Below are 18,792 nucleotides of genomic sequence, written 5' to 3'. Positions count from 1 at the left end.
CGCTCTGGCTAATTACCCTGTGTTTCAATTTTTCCGTGCTCTATTCCGTTTTCTCTCCACCCTGATCATCCTGGCTGTTTTCCTGGTTGGCGTGGGAATTCTTGCTGCGCGCTATTGGGTGCTGCCGAATATTGAGCAGTGGCGCCCGCAGATCGCTCACTACCTTTCTGCTCAGCTTGATCTGCGCATTGACTTGGGCGCCGTGACAGCAGACTGGAAAGGCATTAACCCTCGCATCGCGCTTCGTGATGTTTCAATTTCCAGCCCAGGCGGGCTCACACTACTTGTCTTGCCGCGTATCAATGCCGAGCTTGGCTGGCGCAGTTTTATAAGTTTGCGCCCGACGTTCGAGTATCTTGAAGCCAGCGGCCTCGAGGTTTCAGCGCGACGTGATGCTCAAGGCCAGTTGAGGCTTTTGGGCCGCACGCTCGATCTGGGGCAGGGCAACGATGATGACGGCTCGGGGCGTCTGTTGCGCTGGCTTGCACAGCAGAAGCGCATTGTGCTGCATGATGCCACGCTTAAATGGTCAGATTACACACGTACCGGCGAAGTGCTTACGCTTGACGGCGTTTCACTAAGGTTTACCGGCCGGGGTAGTGAGTACCGTTTTGCCCTTAGTGCCACGCCGCCTGCAAAACTTGGGCGCATGCTAGATATGCGAGGCGTTTTCCAAGCACCCGAAGAAGGGCTGGTCGCGCCTGATGTCACCGCAGAAAGCTATTTTATGCGTGCGTATCGTGGTCTGGCCTCATGGTTGACGATCAGGCTTGCGCCGACGTCTGATGGCACATCGGCTACTGCTGCGGGAGAGGGGGCGCTGTACATTCACATTGATGAGATGCAAACCCTTGGCTGGACGCCCTGGATGGACTTGCCTACAGGGCTGGTTTCGGGCCGGGTGTCATCCCGAAGTCGGATAGATTTTTTGGGGGGGCATCCTGAAACCTTCACATCGGAGGTGCAGATAGAGCAGGGGGTGTGGGATTATTCTGTACCGGTGCCTACGCACGATCATGGCAAGCCATCGGAGAGGGGGCTGCTGCAGATCAAGGCTGATACGCTGCAGTTATACCTGCACGGTTCGCTGGACGCCTATCGGCGCATGTTGGTAGCCGACAGCACAAAGACGCAGCCGCCTGCGTTCACGGTTGATCTGCCTGCTGATGCATTGCAGACCGTTATGACCGCACCGTCGGCGGTAGACTACCGGATGATTTCTACAGGGGTAAAAATCGAGGCGCAAAATATTATGCCCACGCCTATCGCTATTGATAATTTGGTGCTCAAGGGTGCCCTGTCAATGCCGGCTGGCGAAGCCTTGCATGTTGCTGCAGACTTCGCACGTGTCAGTAGCCGCGATATCGACACCACCTTGCATGGAAGCTGGCGTCCAGGGGGGTCGAGTGCAGCCGGGGTTATTGACCTAAGTGGCCATATCCAGCGCGCGCGCATAGCAGCGATTCGTAATTACCTGCCGCTGGTGCTCGATAAAGAGGTGCACGAGTGGATGGTGCACGGTTTGCAAGCGGGTGAAATTTACAACGCCAGCCTGTTGCTAAAGGGGGATCTCATCCATTTCCCCTTTGGAAACGATCAAGTCGCCTTTGGCGATTTTCAGGTTGAAGGCCCGTATCGCGGGGCCGTCATCGATTATCTTCCCCCAGAAAATGGTGCGCCGGGCTGGCCTGCTCTGGTCGATATGCAGGGTAGGGCAAGCATGCGGCGTACACGCCTGCACGTCACAGCAGACACCGCCCGTGTCCAGCCCGTCAAGGGTAAGTGGGTTGATCTTGCTCAGGTCAATGCGCTTATACCTGATCTCGGGCACGACTCGGTGTTGACGGTTACAGGTGAAACGCGCGGAGACGGCGCGGCTTATCTGGCATTGATGACACATTCACCCTTGAGTAACCTGCTGCACCATACGTTTGACGATACCCGCGCAGAAGGCAGCTGGAAGGTGCCGCTGTCGTTAAACATTCCGCTGACTCATGGCGCAGATACCACCGTGCGTGGTGAAGTGCAGTTTGACGGAGGGACACTGCAGGTCATGCCCGATATGCCAGAATTCGAACGCGTGGAAGGGGCGCTGGCTTTTACCGAATCTGGTGCGCACGCCCGAGGGCTTCAAGGCGAGTTTCTTGGTGGCCTAATGAAACTTGACGGCGGTATTGGCCAAGAGCATAAAGGCTTGCGGATGACAGGTATCGTCAAGGCGGCCGAGTTGATAAAGTTTGCAGGGGCACCAGCGCTTAGCGAGCGTCTGAAAGGGCAGGTTCCCTATGATGTAATGATTAACACGCCGTCAGAGAAGGGTTATACCGTCATGCTTCAGTCTTCGCTGGTCGGGTTGGCAATTGATGCTCCGGCCCCACTGGGCAAGCAAGCCACTGCAAAACGTATGTTGCGGGCGCAGTGGCGGCATAATGCCAAAAACCTGAGTGCGCGGCTTGATATCAAGCTGGGTGAGCAAATCAGTGCCGTTTTGTTGCAACAAGACGCGGCGGCGCACCCGGCAGGTGGCGGTGAAGAGCACGCAGAGTCATCATCCCGGCCATTGTTCCATGCAGGTGCTGTTGGCGTAAATCAAGAACCCGTCGTGCCCTCTGCTGGCATGCGGGTCGATGTCAGCTATCCGGCCGTCGATCTGGACGCTTGGTACGCGCTGATTCAGCGTACTGATAGCGCAGCTGGCAAGACACCTTTTTTTCCCCCGCTTGAGCGGCTCCGCTTGCAGACCGACAAAGCGCAAATGCGTAGGCTGGATCTTGATAAACTGACTTTCACCATTCAGCAAGCAAAACCATCTCTGTGGCGCGCTGATGTCAGTTCAACACAGACAGCGGGTTCGTTATCCTGGCGGTATGCTAACGACAAAATAGACGGGCCGGTAGAGGTTCGTTTTGATCGCCTGGCGATTGGTCAGCCTGAAGCAGAAGGAGAGAAAACAGGTGACAGTGCCACCTCGGCTGTTGATCACCACGCGGCAAAGGACGAGAACAGTGGTATTGATGATGCTCTCGATGTGCCGGCCATTAATTTGTATGTGCGTAATCTCAGCCTTTATGGTCGCCCTGCAGGCGAGTTGGCGCTGACCGGGTTCAGTCAGGAAAAAGGTCGTTTGTGGCGCCTTGAGCAAGTCAGGCTTTCAACGCCCGCAGCGAGTCTCGAAGGTAAGGGCATGTGGCGGTTGTCCGGGCCGCAGCGTGGCCTTACTCTGGACGCCAAGGCAACCGTGAAGGATCTGGGGGCCTACCTTGAGCATGCCCAATTCAACGACCTGATGTCAGGCGGAAGCGGGCAACTAACAGCCTCGCTGGTTTGGCAGAATATGCCGTGGGCATTTAACCGCGCTGACCTGAGTGGTGCCATTAGCTTTGACTTGAAAAAAGGGCGTTTCAGCGGGGTAAATTCCCCCTCGGCCAGGTTGCTGGAGTTATTGTCGCTGCAGTCTTTCAGGCGACTGGCCCGGCTTGATGTTAACCCGGCGAGCGTAGCAGGCGACGGCTTCCCTTTTAACACCCTGAAAGGCACGTTAAATATTAAACATGGTGTTGTGCATACACACGACTACCGCGTAGTTGGGCCGGCTGGTACGGTGGTGCTGGAAGGCACTGCCAATCTGGTCAGCAACACGTTGGATATGCAGGCCGCTGTTGTGCCTAATCTGGATGTTAGCGGCGCTGCAATTGCCGCAGGGATAGCGTTGAACCCGATTGTCGGTGTGGGGGCGTTTTTGACCCAGTTGCTGCTGCAGACGCCTCTCGAGAAAGCAATGGCTGCCCGTTACCAGATAACCGGCGACCTTACCGAGCCGACCATTAGCGAAATGGCCACCAGTACGCCCGAACGCGCTAAGCCTGCGCGCCCCGAGCCTGAGCATTGAGACCCAGTCTGGTTATTAAGTTAGGCTATAGAGGCCACTACGACCCCCCGAACGAGTTAAGTTTGCACGCGCGGAGCTGGAACACTGAGATCAGCTTAAATTATTTAGTTGGATCGCAGAGGACGAAAATAGAGTCCATCCACAGGGTTCAGTCAAAGCACTAAGGTAAAGGACTCAGCTAAAGGACTCAGCTAAAGATCTCCGTTACCAAGGCCAATAATCACCCGGTTCAATTGCCAAGCTCAATTACCAAGCTCAATTACGCAGGTCTGTTAATAACACCATTGTCTGAAAACAACTGTGCGGCCGGGCTACCAAAAGCCGGGCCGCACAGTTAAAACTGCGTTAAGGCTTAGTAAACGCCTTGCTGCAACATGGCGTCGGCCACACGGACGAAGCCAGCGATATTGGCCCCGTTTACGTAGTTGACCTTGTCGCCTTGTGTGCCGTGGAGCACGCAGTTGTCATGGATGTCGCGCATGATGGCATGGAGCTTGCCATCGACCTGATCGCGCGTCCAGTGCAGTCGCTGTGAGTTCTGGCTCATTTCGAGGCCAGATACGGCAACACCACCTGCGTTGCTGGCTTTGCCTGGCGCATAGAGAACACCTGACTCAACAAAGGCATCGACCGCATCTAGGCTGGTAGGCATGTTGGCGCCTTCTGCAACACAACGTACGCCATTGCCAATGAGTGTCTGTGCGTCGTTGAGATCAAGTTCGTTCTGTGTGGCGCAGGGTAGCGCAACATCGACCGGCACGTGCCATGGGCGTTTACCCGCTTCGTAAACCAGGCCCAGGCGCTCGGCATAGGTTTGCACGCGGCCGCGCTCTTCGTTTTTGATGCGGATTAGCTCAGCCAGCTTGGCAGGCGTGAAGCCTGCTTTATCGATGACCGCGCCGTGCGAGTCGGAAACCGTAATTACCTTGGCCCCCAGTTGCATGCATTTTTCAATTGCATACTGTGCCACATTGCCTGATCCTGAAACGGATACCGTAAGCCCTTCGATAGATCGCCCGGCATGTTTGAGCATTTCTTCGGCAAAGTACACGGTGCCATAACCGGTCGCTTCGGGGCGGATGAGGCTGCCACCAAAGCTTAGCCCTTTGCCCGTAAACACGCATGCTGCCGAGTTGGACAGCTTTTTCATCATACCGGCCATGAAACCCACTTCGCGACCACCCACACCAATATCACCCGCAGGCACATCGGTATCGGGGCCCAGGTGGCGGAACAGTTCGATGATGAGGGCCTGACAAAAACGCATTACTTCGGCGTCGGATTTGCCCTTCGGGTCGAAATCAGAGCCACCCTTGCCGCCGCCCATGGGCAACGTGGTGAGCGCGTTTTTGAAAGTTTGCTCAAAGGCGAGAAACTTCAGAATAGACAGATTCACCGAGGGGTGAAAGCGCATGCCGCCCTTGAATGGGCCGATCGCCGAACTGTGCTGTATTCGAAAACCACGATTGACCTGTATGCGACCACTGTCGTCCGTCCAGCAAATACGAAACTGAATGACGCGTTCGGGTTCGATCAGACGCTCGAGTATGCCGTACTCGGCGTATTGAGGGTTTTGCTCGATGAATGGCCACAGGCTGTGCATTACTTCGCTGACAGCCTGCATGAATTCAGGCTGGTGAGGATCTCGTGCCTGGATCTGGGATAGGAACTGTTCGACTGAGGGTAGTTTCATCAAGTCTTGCTCTGTGGAAAGTACTAAAAGAGGCGGTTATTTTTTCATCATGTCGAAGAACTCAGCATTGGTTTTCGTTGCTCGGATTTTGTCCAGGATGAATTCCATAGCCTCAAGTTCATCCATGTCGTGGATGAACTTACGCAGCACCCAAATCTTTTGTAGAAGATCTGGCTTAATGAGTAACTCTTCGCGGCGGGTGCCGGATCGGTTCAGGTTGATTGCTGGGTATACACGTTTTTCGGCCAGGCGACGCTCGAGATGTACCTCGGAGTTGCCTGTGCCTTTGAATTCTTCATAAATGACTTCGTCCATGCGGCTGCCGGTTTCGACCAGCGCAGTGCCGATGATGGTCAGTGAGCCACCTTCTTCAATGTTGCGCGCTGCGCCGAAGAAACGCTTGGGCCTTTGCAGGGCGTTGGCGTCAACACCGCCGGTAAGCACCTTGCCTGAAGCTGGCACTACCGTGTTGTATGCACGCGCAAGACGGGTGATGGAGTCGAGCAGAATGACCACGTCTTTTTTGAGCTCGACCAGTCGCTTGGCTTTTTCAATGACCATTTCGGCCACCTGCACGTGCCGCGTGGCGGGCTCGTCAAAGGTGGAGGCAACGACTTCGCCGCGCACCGTGCGCTGCATTTCGGTGACTTCTTCGGGACGCTCATCGACCAGTAGCACGATCATGGTGGCATCGGGGTAGTTGGTCGTGATGGCGTGTGCAATATGCTGCATCATCACCGTTTTGCCTGACTTGGGGCTGGCGACGATCAGGGCGCGCTGCCCTTTGCCCAACGGCGCGAAAATATCAAGAATACGACCCGTGATATTTTCTTCGCTTTTGATGGGGCGCTCAAGTGTCATAACCTCATCAGGGTGCAGCGGCGTAAGGTTCTCGAACATGATCCGGTGCTTGATAGCCTCGGGCTGCATGCCGTTAACTTTGTCGACCTTGACCAGCGCGAAGTAACGTTCACCGTCTTTTGGTGTGCGCACCTCGCCCTCAATGGAATCGCCCGTATGCAGGTTGAAGCGGCGGATCTGGGATGGCGAGATGTAGATATCGTCAGTACTTGCCAGATACGAGGTCTCGGGTGAGCGCAAAAAGCCGAAACCATCGGGCAGCACTTCGAGCACGCCATCACCGAAAATTTGCTCGCCTTGTTTGGCGCGCTTTTTCATAATGGCGAACATGAGTTCTTGCTTGCGGAGACGGCTGGCATTGTCGATTTCTAACTCGGCGGCCAGTTCCAGCAGCTTGGACACGTGCTGTGTTTTTAAGTCGTTGAGGTGCATGTGAGAAGAGAGGGGGAATTTGTACTGGGTGGCGAGCCCAGAAGAGGCCCGCGCGCAATCAATTCAGTATTTAAATGGATTCGTCAAGGAACGAAGCGAGTTGCGATTTGGACAATGCGCCCACTTTTGTGGCGACGGCTTTGCCATCCTTGAACAACATTAGGGTGGGTATGCCCCGGATACCGAACTTAGCGGCGGTTTCCGGGTTTGCGTCGACATCGACCTTTGCAATGATAACACGGCCATCGTACTGGGCCGCAACCTCGTCCAGCAGGGGGGCAATCATTTTGCAGGGGCCACACCATGCGGCCCAATAGTCAACCAGTACAGGAACGTCTGAGTTGAGTACGTCGGCCTCGAATGAGGCGTCGCTGACGTGTTTGATGAATTCGCTCATGATAGAAATGAAAAAAGAAGATGGTCTATAAAGGGATTACGCGCCTGTGACACAAGATTGGTGGCGGCCAGGCAAGAGATTCTGGTATTTTTATGGCGGTTTGAACAAGCCTATGCCGTTAAGCATACCATTGTAAGGTGCGCTACGCACAGCAAGAACACGCGCTAAAGTACAGGCTGGGTGCACGTTTGTTGCGTACATGTCGCGTTTTTTCGATCTCGTGGCTGTCACCGTGTTCCGGCTACACAACAGACTCAAGCTCTGTTGGTCTATTGCGCAACCGTGGCAACATCGGCATCTATACGTAAAATACTGCATTCGACACATATCAACTGGGACTAAATTGGCTACACCACGTTACGACGAAGCTTCTATCCGGGTACTGAAAGGATTAGAGCCCGTCAGGCAGCGGCCTGGCATGTATACCCGTACCGACAACCCCCTGCATATTCTTCAAGAAGTCATAGACAATGCCGCCGACGAGGCCCTCGCCGGCCATGGCAAGCTGATCAAGGTCAGCCTGCACACGGACGGCAGCGTATCTATCGAAGATGATGGGCGCGGAATTCCCGTAGGCCTGCACCCCGAAGAGCTCACGCCGGTGGCTGAGCTGGTTTTTACGCGACTGCATGCCGGCGGCAAATTCGACAAAAAGGGCGGAGGGGCTTACGCCTTCTCGGGAGGGTTGCACGGCGTAGGGGTTTCGGTAACCAACGCATTATCCAAGCGGCTCGAGGTCACTATCTGGCGAGATGGCGGCGCGCACGAAATGGTGTTTGCGGGCGGTGAGGTGCAAACCCCACTGCATCAGGCAGACACCGTCGGTCGACGCAAAACCGGAACACGTGTCCGCGTGTGGCCAGATGCCAAGTATTTTGACACCGCCACCATTCCGCTGGGCGAGCTGGAGCACGCATTACGCAGCAAAGCTGTGTTGCTTAGCGGTATCAAGGTGTCGCTGTTTATTGAAAAAACCGGTGAGCTGCGCGAATGGCTCTATGAGCATGGGCTTCGGGGTTATCTCGACGAGGCGCTCAACGGCGCCGAAAAAATCATTCCACTGTTTGAAGGCAGCCAGTATGCCGGCGATGATGATGAGTCGTTTGCACTGGGCGAGGGTGCCCAATGGGTGGTGGGCTGGACGGCAGAAGGCCCGGTGGTGCGAGAATCTTACGTTAATCTGATTTCCACAACGGCGGGCGGTACACACGAGGCCGGGTTGCGAGATGGCTTGTTCAGTGCCGTAAGGGCGTTTGCCGAATTGCACTCGCTTATACCCAAAGGCGTCAAGCTGGTTGCCGATGATGTATTCGCCCGCACTAGCTTTGTGCTCTCTGCCAAAGTGCTTGACCCGCAGTTTCAGGGCCAGATCAAAGAAAAGCTCAACAGCCGTGATGCTGTACGCCTTGTCAGCGGTTATGTAAAAAATGCCCTTGATCTCTGGCTTAATGCCAACGTCGAGCATGGCCGCAAACTGGCTGATATAGCCATTCGTCAGGCTCAGGCCCGTGCGCGCTCGGCGAAAAAAGTAGAAAAACGCAAAAGCTCGGGGGTTGCCGTGTTGCCGGGCAAGCTTACTGACTGCGAATCCAGCGATATCTCGCGTACCGAGTTGTTTCTGGTTGAGGGGGATTCTGCCGGTGGCTCAGCCAAAATGGGGCGCGACAAAGAGTTTCAGGCAATTTTGCCTTTGCGCGGCAAGGTGCTCAATTCGTGGGAGGTCGATCGCGACCGCCTGTTTGCCAATAACGAAATTCACGATATCGCTGTGGCCATAGGCGTTGACCCGCACGCCCCGGGAAGCAATGCTGATCTATCCGGGCTGCGTTATGGGCGAATTTGCATTCTGTCCGACGCCGACGTCGATGGCTCTCATATACAGGTGCTGCTGCTTACGTTGTTTTTCAGGCATTTTTCAAAACTGGTCGAAATGGGCCATGTGTACGTTGCGCGTCCGCCTCTGTTCCGTGTCGACGTGCCTGCGGCGGGCAAACGCCCCGCCCGCAAAGTGTATTGTCTTGATCAGGCTGAGCTGGATGCTGCACAAGAAAAAATGCGCAGCGAAGGTGTGCGTGAAGGGTCGTGGAGCATAAGCCGGTTCAAGGGGCTGGGCGAAATGAGCGCCACACAGCTATGGGACACCACAATGGACCCCGATACACGTCGTCTGTTGCCAGTCAGTTGCGGTGAGGCAGGTGTCGAAGCCACTGAAAAAATGTTCGACATGTTGATGGGCAAGGGCGAGTCGGCCCAGCGTCGCATCTGGCTCGAAGAAAAAGGCAACCTGGCCGAGATTGATGTTTAAACCCACCGAGAATCAAAATGGATAGTACACAAGTAGACCTGTTTGGTCAGGGTGATGGTGACGGTGGCGATAGCCTAACGCTGGCAAACTATGCTGAGCAGGCTTATCTCGATTACGCTGTCTCCGTTGTGCGCGGACGCGCGCTTCCCGATGTGACTGACGGGCAAAAGCCCGTGCAGCGCCGCATACTGTATGCCATGCAGGCCATGGGCCTGGGCGGCAATGCCAAACCCGTCAAGTCCGCCCGTGTTGTGGGCGACGTGCTCGGCAAATATCACCCCCATGGTGACCAGGCGGCCTATGACGCCATGGTGCGCATGGCGCAAAACTTTAGTCTGCGTTATCCGCTGGTCGATGGCCACGGCAATTTCGGTTCGCGCGATGGCGACAACGCTGCGGCAATGCGATACACCGAAGCACGCCTGACGCCTTTTGCGCGTCTGCTGCTTGATGAGCTTGACGAGGGCACGGTCGACTTTGCCGCCAACTACGATGGCAGCCAGAAAGAGCCCGTACTGCTGCCTGCGCGCCTGCCCGTTATGTTGCTCAACGGTGCTTCAGGCATTGCCGTAGGCATGGCCACAGAGATTCCCTCGCATAACCTGCGCGAAATTGCTGCGGCATGTGTAGCGATGATTCGTGACCCGAATCTGCCCGATGAAGAGCTGTTCACTCTTATACCGGGCCCTGATTTTGCAGGCGGGGGGCAAATTATCTCCTCAGCCGAAGACATTCAACATGTTTACGGCACAGGCAGGGGCTCCATCAAGGCACGTGCGCGCTGGCAGTTTGAAGAGATGGCACGCGGGCAGTGGCAACTGGTTGTTAATGAGCTGCCGCCAGGCACCTCTACACAAAAAATTCTCGAAGAAATCGAAGATCGCAGTAATCCCAAGGTAAAGGCGGGTAAAAAAAGCCTTAGCACCGAGCAGCAGCAAACCAAGGCTCTCGTTCTGGGCATGCTTGATGCAGTGCGTGATGAATCGGGTAAAGAGGCGGCCGTCCGGCTGGTTTTCGAACCCAAAACCAGCCGTATTGATCGCGATGAGTTCGTAACCATGCTGCTGGCGCAAACCAGTATGGAAAGCAGTGTTTCCATCAACCTGGTGTGCATCGGTACCGATGGGCGCCCCGGGCAGCGGCCGTTGCGCAAGGTTCTGACTGAATGGATACACTTCCGTGCTCACACCATGACACGGCGTACCCAATACCGTCTGGATAAAGTCACTGACCGCATCCATGTGCTCGAAGGACGCATGGTGGTTTATCTGAACGTCGATGAGGTTATCCAGACCATACGCGAGTCAGATGAGCCCCGGCAGGCGCTTATGCAGCGCTTTGATCTGTCTGAGCGCCAGGCCGAAGATATTCTCGAAATGCGATTGCGTCAGCTGGCGCGGCTTGAAGGTTTCAAGATCGAGAAAGAGCTCGCCATGCAGAAGCAAGAGCAGGCCAGCCTCAAAGAGCTGCTAGATAACCCGCGCGCATTCAGGCGTCTGATGATTAAAGAAATCGAGGCCGATGTCAAAACCTATGGCGATGACCGACGCACCCTGATCGAGGCGGCAGAACGCGCCGTGCTTGAGGTGCGGGTGGTCGAAGAACCCGTTACGGTTATTGTTTCCCAGAAGGGCTGGCTGCGTTCACGCCAGGGGCATGGCCATGACGCGTCACAGTTTGGCTTCAAAACCGGCGATTCGCTTTACGACGCTATTGAGTGTCGCAGCACCGGCGATCTGGTGGCCATTTCAAATACGGGGCGTGTATACACCGTACCTGTAGCCAGTCTGCCTTCGGCACGTGGTGACGGGCAGCCCATTACCTCGATGATAGAAATCGAGCCAGGTGCCCGCATCGTGCACATGATTGCCAGTGAGGCTGGTCAGCGTTACATACTGGGCTCGCGCCTGGGCTATGGCTTCATCACTACCTTCAAGCATCTCACAACGCGACAGCGAGCGGGCAAGCAGTTTGTTACGCTCGAAAAAGGCGATGGACTGCTCAAACCTCTGGCTTTGCGTGACCGCGACACGCATTTGGCCATGCTTACCAAAAAAGGGCGCTTTCTTGTTGTGCCGTTGCAAGAGTTGAAAACCTTGTCGGGTGGTGGTCGCGGCACCATACTTATGGGGCTGGACGAGGGCGACGCATTGGCTCAGTGGGTGCCCGTCGGCGAGGCGGGGCTGCAGGTGGCAGGTGAGTATCGCAAAAAAGATACTACCCTGCGTCTGGCGGGTGACGAGTTGGCCGAGTATGTAGGCAAGCGGGCACGCAAAGGCAAGCTGTTGGCTGTCAAGGTAAAGGATGCGCGCCTGATCGCCGTTTAATCTCGCGAGCAGCGGTCTTGCGGGGCTGGCTGCTCGCGTATCATTGGCTCAGGCGAGCCGTCTGGTGGCCGTCAGAATGGCCAGCAGTCAACCAGCTCCAGTATGCTCAAGGGCTCTTCTTGGGCCGGCGTCATGGCAGTGGGCCGTGGCATAGCTTGTGTAGCAAGAATGGCTAATAAAGCCTCTGACGCGTTTACGACTTAAAATAGTCCGTGTTTTTCTTTATTTTTCAATAAGCGGGTGTTATGAGTTTCAAGGTTACCGTTCTTCCCAGCAAGCATGAGTTTACGGTCGAAGATGGCCAGAGCGTATTAGATGCCGCGCTGGCAGCGGGAATTGTTCTCCCATACAGTTGTCGCGACGGTGCATGCTCCACGTGCAGGGGTAAAGTGCTTGAAGGCACGTATGAGGCAGGGCCCGCACCGGCGCATATCCTCCCCGCAGAAGACATTGCCAATGGCTTTACGCTGTTTTGCCAGGCCAAACCTACTTCTGACCTGCAGATCGAAGCGCATGAAATCCGCATGGCCAGCGATATCCAGATACGCAAAATGCCTGCCCGCGTTATAGATCTCGAGCGTGCCGGAAACGACGTCATGATTGTGACGCTGCAATTACCAACGGCCGATCCCTTTAACTATTACGCCGGCCAGTATATTGAATTTATACTTAAAGATGGTCGTCGCCGCAGTTACTCCATGGCTTCGCCACCTGCCGAAAGCAATCGTGTAGAGCTGCATATTCGCCATATGCCTGGTGGGGTATTTACAGACCACGTGTTCGGTGCGGGTGATACACAGATGAAGCTGCGCGAAATTCTGCGTGTAGAAGGGCCGCTGGGTTCATTCTTTTTGCGCGATGACGACAAGCCTATTGTTTTCGTGGCCAGCGGCACGGGTTTTGCTCCCGTTAAAGCCATTCTTGAACGCATGGTTGCGCATGGCGACAAACGCAAGGCCGTTCTTTACTGGGGCGGGCGTCGACCTGCCGATCTGTATATGAACAGCGTGGCCAAAGAGTTTGAGCAAACCCTGCCAGGTTTTCGCTACGTGCCAGTAGTATCAAACGGGCTGCCCGAAGATGGCTGGACAGGTCGTGTCGGGTTTGTACACCATGCCGTGCTGCAAGATTTCCCTGATCTGTCCGGCTTTCAAGTTTACGCCTGTGGGACACCACTCATGGTAGAAAGTGCGCGCCGCGACTTCAAGCACCAGGCAGCCCTGTCTGAAGAGGCATTTTTCGCGGATGCCTTTACCACTGAGGCGGATGTCGTCTAGCATCGTCGTGCGGGGCCGGTTGCTGCACCGGTCATGCCGGCTCTATTTCACCGCAAGGCAGGGGTAGAACGTATGAATATCATCGTACTGGGCAGTGGCATTATTGGTATTTCTACGGCATGGTGGCTCAGGGAAGCTGGCCATGACGTTACCGTAATCGACCGCGAGTGCGGGCCGGCGCAGGGTGCAACCCGCGCCAATGGCGGTCAGGTGTCAGTGTCGTATTCTGAACCATGGGCCAGTCCCCAGGCACCGCTCAAGCTGGCTCGCTGGTTGTTCAAAGAAGATGCGCCATTGCTGTTCAGGCCTCGACTTGATACTCGCCAGTGGCGTTGGGGTGCCATGTTCCTGCGCGAATGCCTGCCTGCGCGTTTGTCTGCAAACGTAGGGGCCATGTTGCGTCTGTCCGAGTACAGTCGTCAAACTCTGCAGTTTATGCGGCGCGAGCTTGGCATTGAATACAACCATCTTGAACGCGGCATTCTCAACTTTTATCGCGATCAGAACGAGCTTGATAGTTCGCAGAAAATGGCCGATATCATGCGTGACTTCGGCGTAGATCGTCGTGTTGTCACGACTGAAGAAATTATTTCCATCGAACCGGCTCTCGCGCCCATGCGCGACCGTATCGTGGGTGGTGACTATACATCCGAAGACGAGTCAGGTGATGCCTATTTGTTTACCTGCGCACTGGCTGAGCGCGCCCGTGATGCGGGCGTACAGTTTATGTATTCCACCCGGGTGTGCCGTCTTCTTGCTGCAGATGGGCGCATACAGGGTGCCGAAGTGGTGGGGGCTGACGGGCTCTATCACACAGTAGGGGGTGACGCGTTTGTAGCAGCACTTGGCGCGCATACTCCCCAACTTGTAACGCCATTGGGTGTGGCCTGCGAGGTTTATCCCACCAAGGGTTACTCAGCCAGCTTCCGTGTCCTTGAAGCTGAGGCAGCACCTACCGTCAGCCTCACTGACGGCGCGCATAAAGTCGTCTATACCCGCTTGGGCGACCAGTTGCGTATGGCCGGCACGGCCGAGCTGGCTGGTTATTCCAGGGCATTAAATACAATTCGTTGTGAAAATATGTTAAGACAGGCCCAAGAACTGTTCCCAACGGCGCTCGATTTTGATAACGTACAGTTCTGGTCGGGCCTGCGTCCGTCCACGCCCTCGAACGTTCCGCTTATTGGCAAAACGTCCATCCAGAATCTCTATCTGAATACTGGGCATGGCACGCTTGGCTGGACCATGGGCGCGGGGTCAGGTCGCGCCCTGGCTGATCTGATGTCAGGTCAACAACCCAAACCCGAGTTCCCTTTTCTAGGTTAAACGTTATATGAATCTCAATTGGATTCAAGCCGCCTCCTGTCATGGTCGCCGGCTTGCGTGGGGCGCTGCGGGCGCCATCCTTCTATCTTGCCCGGCAGCGTATGCAGCCACCGATGTTCAGGTTTGGCATTTTCTCAACCCGCATAATCGCGACGTTTTCGAAAAGCTGGTCAAAGATTTCAACAAAAGCCAGGATGGCGTAAAGGTAAAGCTCAAGGCCTTCGACAATGACGCCGACCTCGAAACGGCCATGGCTGGTATCAAAACGGCCGATCAACGACCCCAGTTAATACAGCTTGATGATGAGCGGGTGCGCACTGAGGCTGATTTACCTAAGTACATACAGCCTATGTACGTCATGCTGGGTAAGCACCCCATCAAAAACGTCAAATGGTTTCTGTCTGACACAAACACGTTTGTTCGCGACAGCAAAGGGCGTTTGCTTGCGTTTCCGTATATGGCAGAAGTTCCGGTCATGTACTACAACATTGAGTCTTTCAAAAAGGCGGGGCTCAACCCAACTGTGCCAGATCGTGCTTGGAGCGGGCTGCAAGCCCAGCTGGTTACTCTGGCCAACAATGGTTCACGCAAATGCCCGCTAACTTCTGACCAGTCGGTGTCTGTCAACCTCGAAAACCTTGCGGCGGTCAACAATCAGTTGTTTGCCGGCAATGACAACGGGCTTGGGGCCAAAGGCAAGCCAGGGTTCAGTTTTGACGTCGTGTATATTCGCCACTTGTCGCTGATGATTAGTTGGGTGCGCAGTGAAATCATGGTCAAGCCCGCGCATAATGCCCAGGCGACCAAACGTTTTGCCAACAATGAATGCGCCGTCTTGACATCAAAATCAAGCAATCTCGGTTGGTTCAACGATACTCGCAATCTCAATTTTTCTGTCAGCGGTCTGCCCTATTACCCTGAAGTAACTGCTAAGCCTGGCGCGCCATTTGTTAGTGGAGCAGGCCTGTGGGCCACGGCAGGTCAGACCAAAGACAGTGAAGCGGCCAGCGCCCGTTTTCTTGATTACCTGGCACAGGCCGATAACGCTACACGCTGGTACCAGCAGACAGGGTTCTTGCCGCTTACCCAACAGGCATTTTCAGATACTGGCTCTGGCTATTACAAAAACCTGGGTGACTGGCAAAATCTGGTGGCTGTTTACAGCAAGCCCATCAGCGGAAACAGCCGGGGCTTTCGCATCGACAATTACCCTCGTATTCGTGCCATGTTCCGTGACACGCTAGATGATGCGCTGGCCGGTAACAAGCCCGCCGTTACAGCGTTGAAAACGGCTGCTGCCGAAGCAACCAAACTGATGCAAGCAAAAAAATAGCAACTAACGACGCAAGCTTGGCTGTTTAACGACAGCTTGGCTTGGCGGCCGCAACGCTTCTGAACGCGTGCTGTAGGCAAAAAAAGCCTATTGCACGCGTTTTGCGTTAGTTCTTCATGGTTTTCATAATCCATTGAAAAATAATAGGTTTTTCTCTTTGTGTGGGTAAGATAAAACCAACAGACAGTAATCACCCGTCTGTATGTGGGGTTGTCGCTTGAGCAAGATAGCGTCCAGGCGCCAACTTCTGGCGCGTATTCTGCTTGAATTCATCCATGCTTCGACAACCCGTTTTAATTCTGCTCGTGTGCCTGCTTCCAGCATGCGCTTCGGTGCCTCAATGGGCATCACACGACAACCTGTTTGCCCGTCGGCCCACCAGCCCCTCACAGTTCAGTTTTGATTGGCAGCTTTCAGGCGACCGGGCTGTAGCGCCACTGCAGGTTTTTGACGACGGCCGACGTACCTGGCTGCAGTTTGCATCTGGCCAGCCAGTACCTGCCATTTTTGAGGTTACCCCGACTGGAGATCGTCCACTGTCTTATCGCGTCGAGGGGCCCTACGCGGTCTTGCAAGGTGTATGGCCGCAGCTTGCCTTGCGAGGCGGCCATCTGCAAAGTCGGGTGCAACGTCTCGTTCCGGTACCGGCCCAATTTACCCAGTCGATACAGCCAGGTGTGCCTGCCCCCATTGACGGTTATCCGCGTTCGCTGCCGGCGCAAAAAGCAGTGGCTGCTGTCGCGGCGTCCGCTGGCCTGTCCACTGCTGCTCAAGCTTATCCTCCAGCCAATCCTCCGGTTAATCCTTCGGCCAATACTTCAGCCAATACTTCAGCCAATACTTCAGCTATTCCGTCAGCTAATCCCCCAGCTACGGCTGCAGTTACTGCCTCTGTTGTCACGCCGCCCGCTGCTCCCGTCATCGAACCAGACGTTGCCGGCTTCGCAGCCCAGGCGCAAGCAATCACCGGCGTGGCTCGATCGGCCGAGAAAAAAACTGGGCAGAACCTGGCCTCATCGCTGACAGCAAAGAGTTTTTCAGTTTCCACGCCATCGACAAGCGCCTATCGTGTCAGCCCCCAAGACGTCACGATCAGGCAGGCCTTGGGGCGTTGGGCCCGTCAGGCTGGTTGGACCTTCGAGCCCGAACACTGGGCTGTTGACGTTGACATACCTATTTCTGGCAGCGCTGTATTCGAAACCGATTTCAAGCAGGCGGTGCGTCAGCTGGTGGCCGCTACCGAGCTGGCTGACCGGCCTTTACAACCTTGTTTTTACTCCAATCAGGTACTTCGTATCGTGCCGTTCGCCCAAGCATGCGATCGAGGCCTGAGCGCGAGCGGGGCATCATGAACGCCATACTTCGTCCTATTCTCGTAGTGCTAGGCTGCGCGGGGTTGGCTGGCTGCACCCTCGCCAGTCGCATGAGTGAAATCGGTGACGTGTTCTCCGAGGCTCGCCAGGCTATACAGCAACGCCACGAAAAATTCAGCCATGCCGCTGGCAACGTGGGCAGCAATCAGGCTGCTCGGCAGGCTGCTCAAGAAATCAATCGCCCGTGGCTTGCAGGCAAGGCACAATCGTTGGCGCGAGAGATCGCCTTGCCGGCGGTTTTGCGTACGGACGTCCCTACTTCCCTGGTGTTTTCGGGTGGGCCACTTGATCTTTCAGCGATCGCTCGGCGCATTGCGGCGGCCACAGATATACCCGTACATGTGCGCCCCGATGCATTACTGCCTGCTGAGGCTTTTCTGCCCCGGCTTGGTGGTTCGACAGCAGTGCCGATTGCGACGCTTACAACCGCCGAGCTTGAGGGAGGTGCACAACCGCTAGCCCGACTACTTGACGGTATTGCTGCACGATTGGGGGTGTTGTGGCGGTATCAAAATGATCGTATCGAATTTTACCGTACAGAAACTCGGGCCTTCACCATCGCGGCGCTTACACTGGCCGCCAGCACGCAGGCATCGCTTGGGTTGGCCAGTGGCGATTCTGGCAAAGGCTTTGTCAGCTCATCTCAGACGCGGCTTGATAGCGGTGAGCACGACGTGTTTGCCGTTATGCGGGCACGTCTTGAGCCGTTTCTCACGCGCTCGGGGGTGGTAGTGGCCCAGCCAGGGGCCAGTGCCAGTATTGTGGTAACCGACACGCCTCAAGTGCTTGAAGCCATTGCGTCCTATCTTGATCGCGAGAATCGCACCATGCTCCGGCGGGTTCGACTGGTGTTTGAAGAGTTGACGGTCGATGCCCATGATACGGCTGAGGTGGCGTTCGATTGGGGGCTGGTCTTTGCCAGCGCCCAGGCCGCTGCATCACTGGTGACCTCGGGGCCCGTGTCGGCTGCTGCGTCGGCGCTCGGTGCGCAGGCAGGTTCTGGCCCTTTCAGCGGATCCGAGGCCGTGATTAAGGCCTTGAGTCAGGCGGGGCGGGTGGTAAGGCACAGCAGCATGCCCGTAATTACGCTTAACCGCCGGCCGGTTACGCACGCTGTTCGCACCACTTTTTCGTATATCGACAGCGTACAAACCGCCGCATTGGCCAGCACACAAGGGATGGCCATACCTTCCGTATCTGTTTCACAACGTGAGCAAACGGTTGGGTCATTGCTCACGCTGGTGCCAGACGTCCAGGATGACGGGCAGATCCTGCTTTCACTGGCCTATGACAATACCGTAGCGCAGCCTTTGCGCTCCGTAACGTTTGGCAGCAAAAACAGTGATCCACTGCAATTGCAGCAGATCGCCATAGACGGTAACGGTACCGTACAGCAAGTGTCCCTGCAACCGGGGCAGCCTCTCGTTATTTCTGGCTTTAACCGCCTGCGCCATGAGTCCGCCGGTCGACGGCTAAATCCAGATGTGCCTCTCGCCTTTGGCGGAGGTGATAAGGCAGCCACCCAGCAACTCACGACGGTCATCATTATTACGGCGCAGGTTGAAGAATGATACGGAGG

General features: G+C 55.6%; 11 protein-coding genes. 8 read left to right on the top strand and 3 right to left on the bottom strand.

From position 1 onward, the window contains the following. The first annotated feature begins 19 nt into the window (after nt 1-19). A complete protein-coding gene (locus FQ179_RS08300) occupies nt 20-3,889 on the top strand; it encodes a YhdP family protein (protein WP_188074534.1) in 3,870 nt (1,289 codons plus the stop codon). A 352-nt stretch (nt 3,890-4,241) separates the two neighbouring features. On the opposite strand, the gene gdhA is transcribed toward FQ179_RS08300, so the two are convergent. The 3 genes from gdhA to trxA all read right to left on the bottom strand — a co-directional run bounded on the left by gdhA (nt 4,242) and on the right by trxA (nt 7,272). Next, entirely contained in the window at nt 4,242-5,582 is a 1,341-nt protein-coding gene (gdhA, locus tag FQ179_RS08295; RefSeq protein ID WP_149396708.1) for an NADP-specific glutamate dehydrogenase, read from the bottom strand. 36 nt (nt 5,583-5,618) lie between these two features. Next, complete coding sequence (gene rho, locus FQ179_RS08290; protein ID WP_149396707.1) at nt 5,619-6,875, bottom strand: transcription termination factor Rho; 1,257 nt, start codon at nt 6,873-6,875, stop codon at nt 5,619-5,621. 70 nt (nt 6,876-6,945) lie between these two features. Continuing rightward, nucleotides 6,946-7,272: a thioredoxin TrxA gene (gene trxA / locus FQ179_RS08285; RefSeq protein WP_149396706.1), complete on the bottom strand. Its 327-nt coding sequence runs from the start codon at nt 7,270-7,272 to the stop codon at nt 6,946-6,948. Between the two features lie 343 nt (nt 7,273-7,615). Here trxA and FQ179_RS08280 point away from each other — a divergent pair, with 343 nt between their 5' ends. The 7 genes from FQ179_RS08280 to FQ179_RS08245 all read left to right on the top strand — a co-directional run bounded on the left by FQ179_RS08280 (nt 7,616) and on the right by FQ179_RS08245 (nt 18,784). After that, entirely contained in the window at nt 7,616-9,577 is a 1,962-nt protein-coding gene (locus FQ179_RS08280) for a DNA topoisomerase IV subunit B (protein WP_304654089.1), read from the top strand. A 17-nt stretch (nt 9,578-9,594) separates the two neighbouring features. After that, nucleotides 9,595-11,904, top strand: a complete 2,310-nt coding sequence (gene parC / locus FQ179_RS08275; protein WP_149396704.1) for a DNA topoisomerase IV subunit A — start codon at nt 9,595-9,597, stop codon at nt 11,902-11,904. A gap of 245 nt (nt 11,905-12,149) precedes the next feature. Continuing rightward, nucleotides 12,150-13,181 carry a CDP-6-deoxy-delta-3,4-glucoseen reductase gene (locus tag FQ179_RS08270; protein WP_149396703.1) on the top strand — a complete coding sequence of 344 codons (1,032 nt, stop codon included), beginning with the start codon at nt 12,150-12,152 and terminating at the stop codon, nt 13,179-13,181. Nucleotides 13,182-13,253: 72 nt separating this feature from the next. Then, nucleotides 13,254-14,507 (top strand): D-amino acid dehydrogenase, encoded by a 1,254-nt coding sequence (locus tag FQ179_RS08265; RefSeq protein WP_149396702.1) that lies wholly within the window; start codon nt 13,254-13,256, stop codon nt 14,505-14,507. A gap of 7 nt (nt 14,508-14,514) precedes the next feature. Further along, complete coding sequence (locus tag FQ179_RS08260; protein WP_149396701.1) at nt 14,515-15,840, top strand: extracellular solute-binding protein; 1,326 nt, start codon at nt 14,515-14,517, stop codon at nt 15,838-15,840. Between the two features lie 275 nt (nt 15,841-16,115). Then, the gene (locus tag FQ179_RS08250) at nt 16,116-17,192 is read left to right on the top strand and encodes a TcpQ domain-containing protein (RefSeq protein WP_255474881.1); all 1,077 of its coding nucleotides are present in this window, start codon (nt 16,116-16,118) and stop codon (nt 17,190-17,192) included. Next, complete coding sequence (locus FQ179_RS08245; RefSeq protein WP_149396700.1) at nt 17,189-18,784, top strand: hypothetical protein; 1,596 nt, start codon at nt 17,189-17,191, stop codon at nt 18,782-18,784. Before FQ179_RS08250 ends, FQ179_RS08245 begins: the two co-directional genes overlap by 4 nt. Nucleotides 18,785-18,792 lie beyond the last annotated feature (8 nt).

The organism is Pusillimonas sp. ANT_WB101, assembly GCF_008369125.1.
Classification (GTDB): domain Bacteria; phylum Pseudomonadota; class Gammaproteobacteria; order Burkholderiales; family Burkholderiaceae_B; genus Allopusillimonas.
This window is presented reverse-complemented; position numbering and strand designations above follow the sequence as displayed.

Coding starts and splice junctions, on each gene's coding strand:
- FQ179_RS08250 (WP_255474881.1), top strand. CDS start 16,116: ATGCTTCGACAACCCGTTTTAATTCTGCTCGTGTGCCTGCTTCCAGCA.
- trxA (WP_149396706.1), bottom strand. CDS start 7,272: ATGAGCGAATTCATCAAACACGTCAGCGACGCCTCATTCGAGGCCGAC.
- rho (WP_149396707.1), bottom strand. CDS start 6,875: ATGCACCTCAACGACTTAAAAACACAGCACGTGTCCAAGCTGCTGGAA.
- FQ179_RS08270 (WP_149396703.1), top strand. CDS start 12,150: ATGAGTTTCAAGGTTACCGTTCTTCCCAGCAAGCATGAGTTTACGGTC.
- FQ179_RS08260 (WP_149396701.1), top strand. CDS start 14,515: ATGAATCTCAATTGGATTCAAGCCGCCTCCTGTCATGGTCGCCGGCTT.
- gdhA (WP_149396708.1), bottom strand. CDS start 5,582: ATGAAACTACCCTCAGTCGAACAGTTCCTATCCCAGATCCAGGCACGA.
- FQ179_RS08265 (WP_149396702.1), top strand. CDS start 13,254: ATGAATATCATCGTACTGGGCAGTGGCATTATTGGTATTTCTACGGCA.
- FQ179_RS08245 (WP_149396700.1), top strand. CDS start 17,189: ATGAACGCCATACTTCGTCCTATTCTCGTAGTGCTAGGCTGCGCGGGG.
- parC (WP_149396704.1), top strand. CDS start 9,595: ATGGATAGTACACAAGTAGACCTGTTTGGTCAGGGTGATGGTGACGGT.